Origin of the sequence: Flavobacterium sp. 40-81 (genome assembly GCF_001898245.1) — a bacterium.
In the GTDB taxonomy this organism is placed as follows: Bacteria; Bacteroidota; Bacteroidia; order Flavobacteriales; family Flavobacteriaceae; genus Flavobacterium; species Flavobacterium inviolabile.
Genome location: NZ_MKTM01000025.1, coordinates 21,037 through 34,069 on the forward strand (window position 1 = coordinate 21,037; position 13,033 = coordinate 34,069).

The 13,033-nt window shown below is 39.3% G+C and carries 15 protein-coding genes and 1 tRNA gene; 11 read left to right on the forward strand and 5 right to left on the reverse strand.

Annotation, left to right across the window (positions count from 1 at the left end; translation table 11 throughout):
• The first annotated feature begins 52 nt into the window (after positions 1 to 52).
• The gene (locus BGO42_RS09295) at positions 53 to 1,786 is read left to right on the forward strand and encodes a M14 family metallopeptidase (RefSeq protein ID WP_273246872.1); all 1,734 of its coding nucleotides are present in this window, start codon (positions 53 to 55) and stop codon (positions 1,784 to 1,786) included.
• Between the two features lie 38 nt (positions 1,787 to 1,824).
• On the opposite strand, the gene BGO42_RS09300 is transcribed toward BGO42_RS09295, so the two are convergent.
• Entirely contained in the window at positions 1,825 to 2,424 is a 600-nt protein-coding gene (locus BGO42_RS09300) for an NUDIX hydrolase (protein WP_177733691.1), read from the reverse strand.
• A gap of 7 nt (positions 2,425 to 2,431) precedes the next feature.
• Here BGO42_RS09300 and pyrE point away from each other — a divergent pair, with 7 nt between their 5' ends.
• From pyrE to BGO42_RS09320, 4 genes are all read left to right on the forward strand, one after another.
• Entirely contained in the window at positions 2,432 to 3,079 is a 648-nt protein-coding gene (pyrE, locus tag BGO42_RS09305; protein WP_273246871.1) for an orotate phosphoribosyltransferase, read from the forward strand.
• 32 nt (positions 3,080 to 3,111) lie between these two features.
• Entirely contained in the window at positions 3,112 to 3,504 is a 393-nt protein-coding gene (locus BGO42_RS09310; protein WP_177733687.1) for an SRPBCC family protein, read from the forward strand.
• Between the two features lie 266 nt (positions 3,505 to 3,770).
• Positions 3,771 to 4,664, forward strand: coding sequence for a class A beta-lactamase, subclass A2 (gene bla / locus BGO42_RS09315; RefSeq protein WP_273246870.1), 894 nt, complete (start codon positions 3,771 to 3,773; stop codon positions 4,662 to 4,664).
• 2 nt (positions 4,665 to 4,666) lie between these two features.
• The gene (locus tag BGO42_RS09320; protein WP_273246869.1) at positions 4,667 to 5,410 is read left to right on the forward strand and encodes a GNAT family N-acetyltransferase; all 744 of its coding nucleotides are present in this window, start codon (positions 4,667 to 4,669) and stop codon (positions 5,408 to 5,410) included.
• 33 nt (positions 5,411 to 5,443) lie between these two features.
• Here BGO42_RS09320 and BGO42_RS09325 read toward each other — a convergent pair whose 3' ends face one another.
• Genes BGO42_RS09325 through BGO42_RS09335 form a run of 3 tightly spaced genes read right to left on the reverse strand, consistent with a single transcriptional unit; the run spans position 5,444 to position 6,503 of the window.
• Positions 5,444 to 5,821 (reverse strand): YchJ family protein, encoded by a 378-nt coding sequence (locus BGO42_RS09325; protein ID WP_273246868.1) that lies wholly within the window; start codon positions 5,819 to 5,821, stop codon positions 5,444 to 5,446.
• 2 nt (positions 5,822 to 5,823) lie between these two features.
• On the reverse strand, positions 5,824 to 5,958 hold the full coding sequence (locus BGO42_RS09330; RefSeq protein ID WP_273246867.1) for a hypothetical protein: 135 nt from the start codon (positions 5,956 to 5,958) through the stop codon (positions 5,824 to 5,826).
• Positions 5,955 to 6,503 carry a hypothetical protein gene (locus BGO42_RS09335; protein ID WP_273246866.1) on the reverse strand — a complete coding sequence of 183 codons (549 nt, stop codon included), beginning with the start codon at positions 6,501 to 6,503 and terminating at the stop codon, positions 5,955 to 5,957. Before BGO42_RS09335 ends, BGO42_RS09330 begins: the two co-directional genes overlap by 4 nt.
• Before the next feature lie 111 nt (positions 6,504 to 6,614).
• On the opposite strand from BGO42_RS09335, the gene BGO42_RS09340 reads away from it, so the two are divergent.
• The gene (locus BGO42_RS09340) at positions 6,615 to 6,992 is read left to right on the forward strand and encodes a DUF423 domain-containing protein (protein ID WP_273246865.1); all 378 of its coding nucleotides are present in this window, start codon (positions 6,615 to 6,617) and stop codon (positions 6,990 to 6,992) included.
• Positions 6,993 to 7,059: 67 nt separating this feature from the next.
• On the opposite strand, the gene BGO42_RS09345 is transcribed toward BGO42_RS09340, so the two are convergent.
• Positions 7,060 to 8,334, reverse strand: coding sequence for a Glu/Leu/Phe/Val family dehydrogenase (locus BGO42_RS09345; RefSeq protein ID WP_177733672.1), 1,275 nt, complete (start codon positions 8,332 to 8,334; stop codon positions 7,060 to 7,062).
• 245 nt (positions 8,335 to 8,579) lie between these two features.
• Between BGO42_RS09345 and BGO42_RS09350 the strand changes: the two genes are divergently transcribed.
• The 5 genes from BGO42_RS09350 (at position 8,580) to BGO42_RS09370 (ending at position 12,983) form a co-directional block, all read left to right on the forward strand.
• Complete coding sequence (locus tag BGO42_RS09350) at positions 8,580 to 9,212, forward strand: Crp/Fnr family transcriptional regulator (protein ID WP_273246864.1); 633 nt, start codon at positions 8,580 to 8,582, stop codon at positions 9,210 to 9,212.
• Entirely contained in the window at positions 9,213 to 10,013 is an 801-nt protein-coding gene (locus BGO42_RS09355; RefSeq protein ID WP_273246863.1) for a sulfite exporter TauE/SafE family protein, read from the forward strand.
• Between the two features lie 62 nt (positions 10,014 to 10,075).
• Positions 10,076 to 11,491: an MBL fold metallo-hydrolase gene (locus BGO42_RS09360; RefSeq protein ID WP_273246862.1), complete on the forward strand. Its 1,416-nt coding sequence runs from the start codon at positions 10,076 to 10,078 to the stop codon at positions 11,489 to 11,491.
• A gap of 130 nt (positions 11,492 to 11,621) precedes the next feature.
• Positions 11,622 to 12,740, forward strand: a complete 1,119-nt coding sequence (locus tag BGO42_RS09365; protein ID WP_273246861.1) for a TlpA disulfide reductase family protein — start codon at positions 11,622 to 11,624, stop codon at positions 12,738 to 12,740.
• A 161-nt stretch (positions 12,741 to 12,901) separates the two neighbouring features.
• Positions 12,902 to 12,983: transfer RNA gene (locus tag BGO42_RS09370), tRNA-Tyr, on the forward strand.
• Positions 12,984 to 13,033 lie beyond the last annotated feature (50 nt).

The following is a 13,033-nucleotide window of genomic DNA, read 5'->3' on the forward strand; positions in this document are numbered from 1 at the left end:
TAAAAAACAAACCCCTTTTATAAAAATATCACAAAAAACACCCGGATATAAAATGAAATTCATAAAAATTCTACTGATCCTCCCCTTCCTGCATTCCCTTCCGACAATGGCACAGCAAAAATTTCCGACACCTTATGAAAAAGGAAATGGCAACCAGACGGCAACCTATGAAGAGACCATTGCCTATTTCCAGTTACTGGATCAGAATTTTGAAACCATTGCCATGAAAACCATGGGGCAAACAGACAGCGGCGAACCGTTGCATATTGTTACGTTTAATCCCGGAAAAAACTTCGACTTTCCGGAAATACAGAAAAATAAAGCCGTTCTTTTAATCAACAACGGAATACATCCCGGAGAACCGGACGGTATAGATGCTACCATGATGCTGTTCCGGGATCTGGCTACCGGAAAAATCACTGCTCCCAAAAACACGGTTGTCGTAGCCATTCCGATTTACAATATCGGCGGAGCCTTAAACAGAAATTCAACTTCCCGCGTTAACCAAAACGGACCGGAAGAATTCGGATTCCGCGGAAATGCCCGGAATTATGACCTGAATCGGGATTTTGTTAAATCGGATACCCGAAATGCCCGTAGTTTTGCGGAAATCTTCCAATTGGTTTATCCGGATGTTTTTATCGACAACCATGTTAGCAACGGTGCCGATTATCAATATACATTAACCTATATTTCCACACATTATCAGAAATTAGGCGGTACTGCCGGGACATATTTCAATACCGATATGTATCCCGCCATTTTAAAAGACCTGCAGTCCAAAAAAATTGAACCGGTTCCTTATGTGAATATTTACAATAAAACACCCGAAAACGGCTTTGCCAAAAACATGGAAACAGCCCGTTTTTCTACCGGTTATGCCGCAATGTTCAATTCCTTCGGAGCCATGGTGGAAACCCACATGCTAAAAAAATACAGCGACCGTGTAAAGGTGACGTACGAATACATGATAACTACCTTAAACTATACCGATAAAAACTTCCAGACGATTAAGAAAATCCGGAAAGAAACCCTTGCCAGCTATACGCCAGACCAAAAATATACGGTAGAATGGGAAATCGATTCGGCCAAAGTAACCCAAATCCCGTTCTTAGGATATGAAGGCAAATACAAAGCCAGTGCTGTTTCCGGCAAACCGAGATTGTATTACGACCGTTCCAAACCATTCAAAAAGATGATTCCCTATTATGAAGTTTACAAACCTAAAAAGCAGGTTACTATTCCGGAATATTATGTGATCCCGAAACAATGGTGGAATGTTCTGGACCTGCTGAAACTGAATAACATTGAAATGAAACAGCTGAAACAGGATACGCTCATTACTGTGGAAAGCTACAGAATAGCCGATTATAAAACCGGAAACAGTGCTTTTGAAGGTCATTACGGCCATTCCAACACTACGGTTACCGTTGAAAAAAAGCCCGTTACGTTTAAAAAAGGGGATTACCTGATTGCCACCCAGCAGAAAAATGTAAAATTCCTGTTGGAAACTTTAGAACCGGAAGCTGTTGATTCCTATTTCAACTGGAATTTCTTTGATGCCGTTTTACAGCAAAAGGAATACTACTCTCCTTATGTATTTGAAGATGTGGCAAAACAGTTACTGGATGAAAACCCGGAACTGAGAGCAGCACTGGAAAAAAAGAGAAAAAGCGATCCTAAATTTGAAAGCAGCGGTGACGCCCAACTGGACTGGGTCTATAAAAACTCTAAATATTACGAGAAATCACACCTGCAGTATCCGGTATACCGCATCATGAAATAAAACCAATAAAAAACCAGAGCAATGCTCTGGTTTTTTGTTTATAAAACTTTTTCTGCCTGAAACAACAGCTTAATATTTTCATAGGAATTGGTCAGCGCTTCTTTCACCTCATCCGGTTTCAGCCAGGCAACTTTTTCAATACCTTCTTCAATTTGCCCCTGTGGTATCCCTTCAAAATTGGTTTTCATCTCAAACCAATGGGTTACTTTCAGCTTATACCGCCCGTTGCGCTTAAAAACATGATAGGTTTTCTGTAACTTCTGCGTAATTTTCAAACCGTCAACACCGGTTTCTTCTTCCACTTCGCGCATGGCCGTTTGTTCGATCTCTTCTTTTTTCTCGATTCCGCCTTTGGGAAGGTCCCATTTGCCGTTTCTAAAGATAAAAAGTACCTCTCCTTTCCGGTTATACACTAATCCGCCGCCCGCTTTTACTACCGGAATCTTCTCCTTGAGTTTCTTCAGGATTTCCTTTTCGTCCGGATAGTATAAAAAAGCTTTCTGAATTTTGTTTTGAAACATTTTAACAATAACTTGCTTTATATCAACACTTTCCAAAAGAAAAAGTTGAAAATCGGTTTCTTTAACAATTTCATTTGTCAAGAAAAGTGGTTTGTCGTTCACAAAAACTTTATACATTTGTACTATGATTTTTAATACAGACACAGCTAAAAAAACTGCCGAATTGCTTTTACAAATAAACGCAATTAAATTAAATCCAAAAAATCCTTTTACATGGGCTTCTGGATGGAAGTCGCCTATTTATTGCGACAACCGTATAACCCTCTCATTTCCACCGATAAGAAATTATATCCGTGAGGAATTTGCGAAAAACATTGAAAAAGAGTTTGGAAAACCGGATGTAATAGCCGGAGTAGCAACCGGAGCCATTGGCATTGGTATATTGGTTGCAGAATATTTAGGTTTACCATTTGTTTATGTTCGTCCGGAACCTAAAAAACACGGAAGACAAAATCAGGTAGAAGGCTTTTTACAAAAAGGCCAGAACGTGGTTGTGGTGGAAGACCTGATCAGTACCGGAAAAAGCAGCCTTATGGCTGTTGAAGCTTTAAAAGAAGCCGGTGCAAATGTAAAAGGTATGGTGGCCATTTTTACGTATGGTTTTGAAATTGCTACTGAAAATTTCAAAGATGCCAACGTTAACCTCTATACTTTGGGGAACTACGACACCTTACTGGAAGAAGCAGTTGCCAAAAAATACATTACCGAAGAAGAACATGAAACCTTAAAAGAATGGCGTAAAAGCCCTTCAACCTGGGGAATTGAAGTTTAATCAAGCATAAAAAGCACTAACGATACTTATATATGAATTTAGAAAGTCCAAAAGTTAACGTAGAGAAATCAGCCGAGTACCTATTCGATTCTTTAACAGATGTTAAGAATTTCGAGAAATTAATGCCTGAAAATATAGCTAAATTCGAAGTATTGGATGAAAACGCTTTTATTTTCGGTTTAAAAGGTATGCCGGAAATTAAATTAAAAATGAAAGATAAAGTAGCCCCAAACAAAGTTGTTTTAGGAGCTGCCAGCGATAAACTGCCTTTCACTTTAACGGCAAATATTAATGCCCTTACTGCAAACACCTCGGAAGTTCAATTGCTTTTCACAGGAGAATTTAACCCGATGATGGCCATGATGGTAAAAGGACCTATCGGTAAATTTATCGAAACTTTAGCCGGAAACATGAACAAACTGTAAGCCGGAATTCCTTATAAAATTTAAAAAAACCTTTTAGTTGAACTAAAAGGTTTTTTTATGCCCTATTCTGATTTTCATATTGTTCTCAAAAACTACTCCAGAGTAACTGCCACACTGGCATTACAAAAAAATCCGGCTGGAGTGGCGTTTGCCTTTTAGGAGCCGGATTTAGCAGTATTGCGCTTATTTTTTGGCTGCTGACATTAAAAAAACAGAATAAATAATTGTAAATTTGATACTTTACACATCCCAAATACGCCATTCCAATGAATCTCCGCAAGCGCTTTTCCATCCTCCTTACCTTATCACTTGCCCTAAACGCTTCTGCTCAGACAACTAACTTAAGGGCTCAGATCAATGAGATTATTAAAGACAAAAAAGCTACTGTGGGTGTAGGTATCTATAACCTGACCAATAACGATACGCTAACGATCAACAATACGCATCATTTCCCGACCATGAGTGTGTATAAATTCCATTTGGCATTGGCCATTTTACACCAGGTTGATAAAGGGAAATTAAGGCTGGATCAGGAAATATTCGTAAAAAAATCGGATTTACTGGAAAACACACATAGCCCGTTACGGGAGAATTATCCTTATGGCAACATCAATATCAAATTGAGTGAACTAATCAGCTATACGGTTTCTTTAAGCGACAATAATGCCTGCGACATACTGTTTCGCCTGGCTGGCGGTACTAAAAAGGTGGACCGTTACATCAAAAGCCTGAAAATCCCGAATACCAGTATTCAGGCAACGGAAGCCGAAATGCATGAAAAATGGGAAAACCAATACCTGAATACGACCACTCCGTTTGCTGCGGTTTTACTGCTTAAGAAATTCTACCAGCTTCAGGTGTTATCGCCAACATCCTATGACTACCTGTTAAACGTGTTACAGGGAACCAAAACCGGACCGGATAAAATAAAAGGGCTGTTGCCTCAAAACGTAGTTGTGGCACACAAAACCGGAAGTTCCTTCCGGAAAGAAACCGGGCTTAAAGCCGCCGAAAACGACATCGGGATTGTATACCTTCCCGGCGGACAGGCATTTGCCATAGCCGTTTTTGTTAGTGATTCCATGGAAAGTGACACCACTAACAACAAGATCATTGCCGCAATTTCAAAAGCAGCCTTTGACTATTTTTCAATCAAGTAGTTATGAATATCATTACCCTCACAGCCGAAAATATTTCCAAAGAGCACATTTGCTGCGCCATTAGTGATAAGAAATTATCCAGCGGCTATGCGGCAAAGAAAGAATGGCTTACTTCGCAGTTTAAAGAGGGCTATATTTTTAAGAAATTCGATGTGAGCGGTAAAGTTTTTATTGAATATGTCCCGGCAGAAAAAGCCTGGGCTCCTGTTCACGCGCCAAATTATATGCTGATCAACTGTTTCTGGGTTTCCGGTCAGTTTAAAGGTCAGGGATACGGTAAAGCATTATTTCAGGAATGCGTCAACGACTGTAAGGACAAAGATGGCATTGTGGTCATTACCGCTGCAAAAAAACAACCGTATATGTCCGACAAAAAATTCTTTGCAAAACTGGGATTTCTATTGGCCGATACGGCACTTCCCTATTTTGAGCTCTGGTACAAACCATTACGGGAAAACGCAGCAATTCCAAAATTTAAAGACTGCTGCAAAAAAGGGGAATGCGACACTTCAAAAGGCATTGCGGTATATTATACAAATGCCTGTCCGTTTACGGAATATTATGTAAATGAAGAAACAAAAAACGCTGCCCTGGAAAAAGGTTACCCGATTACGATTCACAAAATAACAACGCGGGAACAGGCACAAAACCATTTTGTCCCTTTTACAATTCACAGTGTTTTTCTGAACGGAAAATTTGTAACGCAGCAAATACTGAATAAAAGACTGTTCGAAACCTTTGTTTAACAGCGAGTACTTAGGCAGTATACCAGAAGATTATTAATAGAACTTTCCGTCCACATAAAACCAGCTTCCGTTTTGCTGCTTAAAAGTCGATTTTTCATGATGTACCTGGGGCTGTAACAACGCATCTAAAAAGTAAGCTTTAAACTCCACCGTATTTTCCGTTGCTTTAATTATTTCCAATTTCAGCCACTGGTTCGAAACAGCCCATTGCTGTATGTCCTTTTTAGAATGGTATTTTCGCTGGGAAATATGCGTTGTATCCAGTAAATAGTCAACCGCATGTACTGCATAAGCCGAATACCGGGACCGCATCAGTGCTTCGGCTGTGGGAGCCTTTTTAATACCTTTTACATACGGTTCGCAGCAATCCCGGAAAAGCAGGCCGGAACAACAATAACATTTTTCGGTCATGATTATTCGGATTGGAATTTTTTTAATATTTCTTTTAATTTCTCTTTTCGCAACTGTGCAGCATTTTGTTCTTTTACCTTTTTATGCTGGATCTTTTTACTGTGCTTTTTTCTGTTTTCCTCGTTTTGACGGCTCATATCAGTAATCTGCTTTTTATTTGCTGTAGTGTTTTATTAGTGGTCAGCAGTTCGTTAATAATGGTTTCCCGAAGAGCATTCAGATCATCATATTCCAGGTATTTTGCCCAGGCTTCACTTTCAAATAACTTCCGGATCTGCTGCATGTATTTTGTGGTTTCGGCTGCATTGCGCAATACTGCCTTACCATCATATAAAGGATTGGATTTGTGTTCAAAAACAGCCGCTCCGCTTGTAAAATCGACAGTTATATAAAACAAATTATCCGAATCATTATTGGGATAGAAATCACTCCATTTTGCATACCCGATACGCTCCCTTGTTCCGTCAGTCGTGGCTAAAGGCAGCAAACGCCATCGGCAATTTGCGGCTCTTCCCCAATGATTGGAATAGCGGTAAACACCTTCTTCCGTAAAATAATAGCTACTGCCCGATTTACTTTTATAATTCGTCTGTATAGCGCTTACCTCATTTGAAGCTACTTCAGTAAAAACGCAGAAAGTGTGTTTAAAAAAATTGGTTTTATTATATGATTTCCCATTCATGCTGCAAAGATAAGAAATGCCTTTTTAGGATTTTATTATACTATGATTTACCTGAAGAATAGTATATTTGTAGTAATTACATTATATTTTTAATCCCCAAAAATTTATTTTATGAAAGATACCGTACTAACAATAGGCGCTTGTTATGGAGGTCTTGCTGTCATTTTTGGTGCTTTTGGCGCCCATATCCTCAAAAAGAAAATGAACACGGAAACCCTGAAAAATTTTGAAACCGGAGTAAAATACCAAATGTATCATGCACTGGCATTGGTTTTTATCAGTCAGTTTTTTGCTTTCACCAAAACTACCGAATCGTTAACGGCATTCTTTTTTATCGCCGGTACTTTTTTATTTTCATTCAGCATATACGGTTTGTGCCTGAGCAGCATTGGCGGTAAAAAGCTGAAATTCCTGGGACCAATAACACCCCTTGGCGGTATGTTGCTGTTTTTGGGCTGGTTTTTCCTAGCCATTTCCAGGGTGGTTTAAAATAATACATATAACCATAAAAAAAGCCACTCTTCCGAGTGGCTTTTTCTGTATTATTTCTACCCGATTAAGGGAAAATACCTCTTTGTTTGTAAGCCATTTCAATACGCGCTAACGCTTGAATGTAAGCTGCAGTTCTCCAGTCGGTTTTGTACTGACTTCCTGTTAAAACTACTTTGTTGAAAGCATCTTCCAGTTTCTTTCTTAATTTGATGATTACGTCATCCATAGTCCAGATTTCTCCGTTACGGTTTTGTAACCACTCGAAATAACTTCCGATAACACCTCCTGAATTACATAGAATGTCCGGGATGATTTCGATACCTTTCGCTAATAAGATTGCTTCTCCGTCAGTATCTGTTGGTCCGTTAGCACCTTCAGCAATTACCTGAGCTTTGATTGTATCTGCATTTTCAACAGTAATCTGGTTTCCTAAAGCAGCCGGGATAATGATATCACAGTCAATTCCGAAGAAATCTTCTGCTTTATAATCCTGAGTTCCTTTGTAACCGGAAATTGTATTATTGTCTGCCTGGAAACGCAATAAAGCTTCCGGATCGATTCCTTCCGGGTTATAGATTGTTCCGGTTGCATCCTGAACACCAACAAGGATTGCTCCGTTTTTGTTCATAAAGTGTGCAGCCCAGTACCCTACGTTACCAAATCCCTGAACAATATATTTTTTCCCTTCTAAAGAAGTTCCTCTCAATTTTGCCCAGGACTCCAAAGTAACCACTACTCCAAATCCTGTAGCTCTGTCTCTTCCTTCCAAACCTCCTGAACCTACAGGTTTACCTGTAACTACGTGTTGGTTTTTAGAACGCTCAGCCGGTGATTTTGTAGACATATAAGTATCTGCAATCCAGGCCATCATCTGAGCAGTCGTGTTAACGTCCGGTGCAGGAATATCATGCTCAGGACCGATATTATCACCTAATGCATACGCAAAACGACGGGTAATACGCTCTAATTCTGAAGTAGAATATTTTTTAGGATCTAACTGGATACCACCTTTACCACCTCCGTAAGGAAGACCAGCTAAAGATGTTTTCCAGGTCATCCAGGTAGCTAATGCTCTTGCTGCATCGATATCTACAGTTGCGTGGTAACGCAAACCTCCTTTGTAAGGACCTAAAACATTATTGTGTTGTACTCTGTAACCTGTGAACATTTCTACCGTTCCATTGTCCATTTTCACAGGAAAGTGAACTACGATTTCGTTATTTGTAACAGAAAGGATTTTTTTAACAGTCTCATCCAATCCCATCACAGAAGCAGCTTTTTCAAACTGGTTCTTAACATTTTCATACATGCTAGCCTTCGGCTTTTGTGCTGTTGCCATACTATTTAATAATTTACAACTTATTTTTGTTTGTTTGTTAATTTGCTATATAAAAAAGCATACAAATATAGGGCATTAAAATTGAAGCAAAAACGAAATACTTAATAAATTAACATAATTTAAACGCCTATTTTTCAATCCGGATTTCAGAATTCTACATTTCCGTTTTAGCAGAAAATAGCGAACTTGTAACAAAAGTTACAACTTATTACATTCCAAAAAGATACCTTTACAAAAAATATGGCATGAAATCACTCCTATTCGAATCCTACGACTACATTTTTGAAGAACAGCTGCTCGAAGAAATCAGCACTGTTTCCAGTTACAAGAAGTTTAAAGCCGACGATTATCTTATCGAGATAGGAGAAAATATTGAATGGATGCCTTTGCTTTTAAAAGGCGCTATCAAAATAATGCGCGAAGACACTAACGGCGATGAACTGTTGCTGTACTTTTTAGAACGCGGCGATACCTGTGCGATGACCCTGACCTGCTGTATGGGGAAAAACAAAAGCAAAATCAGGGCTGTAGCCGAAACCGACGGCGAAATGGTTTTGATCCCTATTGGCAAAATGGAGGAATGGGTCATAAAATATCCTTCCTGGCGCAACTTTGTGTTTGAGAGCTACAACATCCGGTTAATGGAAATGCTGGAAGCCATCGATACGCTTGCTTTTATGAATCTTGACGAACGCCTGTATAAGTTTATAACCGACAAAGCGAAAGTGCTGGGCACAACCGAAATTGCGACAACCCATCAGGAAATCGCCTCCGAAATGAACACCTCAAGAGTTGTAATTTCCCGACTTTTAAAGCATCTGGAAGACGAGCAGAAAATTAAGTTACACCGCAATAAAATTGAAATTCTGACCTTCTAAATGGAATCATTTTTCGGCTATATCGGTGCTTTTTGCATCGGACTTGTTTTAGGACTTACCGGCGGCGGCGGTTCCATACTGACCGTACCCGTTTTAGTATACTTACTGGGAATCCAGCCGGTAACGGCAACAGCCTATTCCCTGTTTATAGTAGGAACAACCTCCTCCTTCGGAGCATTCCGCAATTATTTCAAAGGGCTTGTAGCTGTAAAAACAGCTGTGCTGTTTGCCATACCCTCATTTATTGCTGTTTTTCTTACCCGCAGGTTTCTGGTTCCGGCCATACCCGAAACGATAATCAGCACCTCTGGTTTCACTTTATCCAAAGACACTTTTTTAATGGCGCTTTTTGCCGTAATCATGTTTTTTGCCGCCATGGCCATGCTTCGAAAAAAAGCAGCAGTATCCGATACGGAAAGCAATTCCGGCAGTATTAATTACCGCTATCTGATTCCACAGGTATTCCTTATTGGCATACTCATCGGGATGGTGGGTGCCGGCGGTGGTTTTTTAATCATCCCGACCTTAGTTTTTTTCGCCAGACTCCCAATGAAGAAAGCCGTTGGTACTTCCCTGTTAATCATTGCCATCAATTCCCTCATTGGTTTTACCGGTGATCTGGAAAACCTGAATGTAGACTGGAATTTTCTTTTAACATTTACTTTACTGTCTGTTTTTGGTATCTTTGCAGGCATATTTTTAAATAAATATATTAACGAAACACAGCTTAAAAAAGGTTTTGGATGGTTTGTTTTAATTATGGCCGTTTACATTCTTCTGAAAGAATTCCTCCATATGTGACAAAAGTCACACTGTAAAAAAAGACAACACCCTATCTTTACCCTAATAAAAAAAATGCAATTATGAAAATAGAACAGATTTATACAGGATGTATCGCTCATGCAGCATACTATCTGGAAAGTAATGGTGAGGCCGCTATTTTTGATCCGCTACGTGAAGTACAACCTTATATTGATAAAGCCGCTAAGGATAACGCTTCCATTAAATACATTTTTGAAACGCATTTTCATGCCGATTTTGTTTCCGGACATTTGGATCTGGCACAAAAAACCGGCGCTAAAATCGTTTACGGACCTACAGCCAATCCAAATTTTGAAGCCATAATTGCCGAAGACAATCAGGAATTTAAAATTGGCAACTATACCGTTAAGGCGATTCATACGCCGGGGCACACGCTTGAAAGTACCTGTTATTTATTAACGGATGAAAATGGTAAACAACACGGTATCATCACCGGTGATACGTTGTTCATAGGCGATGTAGGCCGCCCGGATTTAGCACAAAAACTGGTTAGCGATTTAACTCAGGAAAAATTAGCCGGAATGCTGTTTGACTCGTTGCGCAATAAAATAATGCCTTTGGCAGACGATTTAATTGTCTATCCGAACCACGGTGCCGGAAGTGCTTGCGGTAAAAACATGAGCAAAGAAACAACAGACACTTTGGGCAATCAGAAAAAAGTAAACTATGCTTTACGGGCCAACATGACAAAAGAAGAGTTCACGGCAGAATTATTAGACGGATTGGGTGCACCACCGGCCTATTTCCCTCAGAATGTTTTAATGAATATTCAGGGATATGACAGCCTGGAAACGGTTATGAATAAAGCCAACACACCAATGAGTGCCGCTGCATTTAAAGCCGCTGCCGGTCAATCTGAAGCTTTAATTTTAGATGTTCGCCATGAAAATGAATTTATAAAAGAGCACATACCGGGGTCTATATTCATCGGTTTGCAGGGAAACTTTGCCCCGTGGGTGGGCGCTTTAATAATGGATGTTAAACAACCGATACTTCTGGTAGCGCCGGAAGGAAAAGAAAAAGAAACAATTACCCGTCTTTCCCGCGTAGGTTTCGACAACTGTCTGGGGTACCTGGAAGGTGGCATCGAAACCTGGAAAACAGCCGGTTTTGAAGTAGATACCATTATTTCCATCACACCGGAACAGTTTGCAGCAGACAAGGACACGTCCGGACTGGCTGTAATTGATGCCCGAAAACCGGGAGAATTCAGTGCCGAACATGTGGAAGGTGCCATTAATATCCCTTTGGATTTTGTAAACGATCAACTAGCCGAAGTTCCTAAAAATGCTGATTTTTACCTGCATTGTGCCGGCGGTTACCGTTCTGTAATCATGGCTTCCATACTGAAAGCAAGAGGATATCACAATATGATAAACGTCGAAAAAGGAATATCCGGAATAAGACAAAGTAATGTTCCGCTGACGAAATTCGTCTGTCCTTCGACACTAAACTAACCGAAACCCCAAAATTTGAAGCTTCAGATTTTGGGGTTTTTCATTTCATACTGTTAAAAATAATATATTTTACTTCCCCTTATAGGGAGTTTTTAAATACATTTGTAAGCATAACAAATTAAAAATAAAGATGAAGAAATTTTTTTTAGTACTATCAATTGCTGCATTTTTTGCTTCATGTAAAAAAGATGATGGTTTTACCATTATTGGAGAAGCTAAAGGTGTAGAAAATGACAAAATGGTTATCATTGCCACACAAAGCGATTTAGGCCCTGTATCTAAAGATACTGTAAAGGTTAAAGATGGAAAATTCGAATTTAAAGGAAAATCCGAGCATCCGGAATTTTGCTTTTTAAGAATTCAGGACATTGGCGATATGATCCCTTTTGTACTTGAAAATGGAAAAATTAAAGTTGAATTTGTAAAAGATTCTGTTCGTAATTCAAGAGTTTCCGGAACGGTTACAAACGACCAGTTCCAAAAATATAACGACGAATCAAAAGTAATTTATAAAAAAATGCAGGCATTCCAGATTGCTAACAATCAAAGAATGGCTACAGCACAGCAAACGAACGATACCGTTACTATAAATTCCCTTAGAAAACAATTCATGGTATACCAGGATCAGATGAATCAAAAATCGGAAGATTTTATTCAGAAACATCCGGACTCCTTTTTATCAGTAATGCTATTGGAAAACTTTGTAAAATTCCAGTCTTTACCGGTTGATAAAATTGAGAAATACTACAAATTGTTAACCGCTGATGCGAAAAACAACCAGCACGGGGATACCGTTAAAAATTTCCTTGCAAAACAAAGTGCTGTTGAAGTAGGAAAAATGGCACCGGACTTTTCTGCTCCAAATCCGGAAGGAAAAACCGTTTCCCTAAAAGAATCATTAGGAAAAGTAACCATCATCGATTTCTGGGCTTCATGGTGCGGTCCTTGTCGTGCTGAAAACCCTAATGTAGTAGCATTATACAATGAGCTACACGCAAAAGGATTAAACATCATTGGAGTATCATTAGACCAGGATGCAGCAAAATGGAAAGAAGCTATTGCAAAAGACAAATTAGCATGGACACAGGTTTCGAATTTGAAATTCTGGCAGGATCCAATCGCGGAACAATATAATGTAAAAGCAATCCCGCAAACATTTATCCTGGATGCCAGCGGAAAAATTGTAGCAAAAGACCTTAAAGGAGCCGAATTAAAAGCGAAAGTTTTAGCGCTTTTAGGCACAAAATAAGACACACTCCAAAAAATCTCCTCCGGGAGATTTTTTTATTTCTCTAAGAAACAATACTTTAAAAAAAAGTGAGAAATTATATTAGAAATAAGTTTGCATAGTAAAAAAACAGTCCTATATTTGCACTCGAAATAATCAAGGAGAACACTTGAATAGCCAACGGGGAGATACTCAAGCGGCCAACGAGGGCAGACTGTAAATCTGCTGACTATGTCTTCGCAGGTTCGAATCCTGCTCTCCCCACAAAAAAGTTCTGATGAAAATCAGGACTTTTTTTTATGCCTGAAAATTAC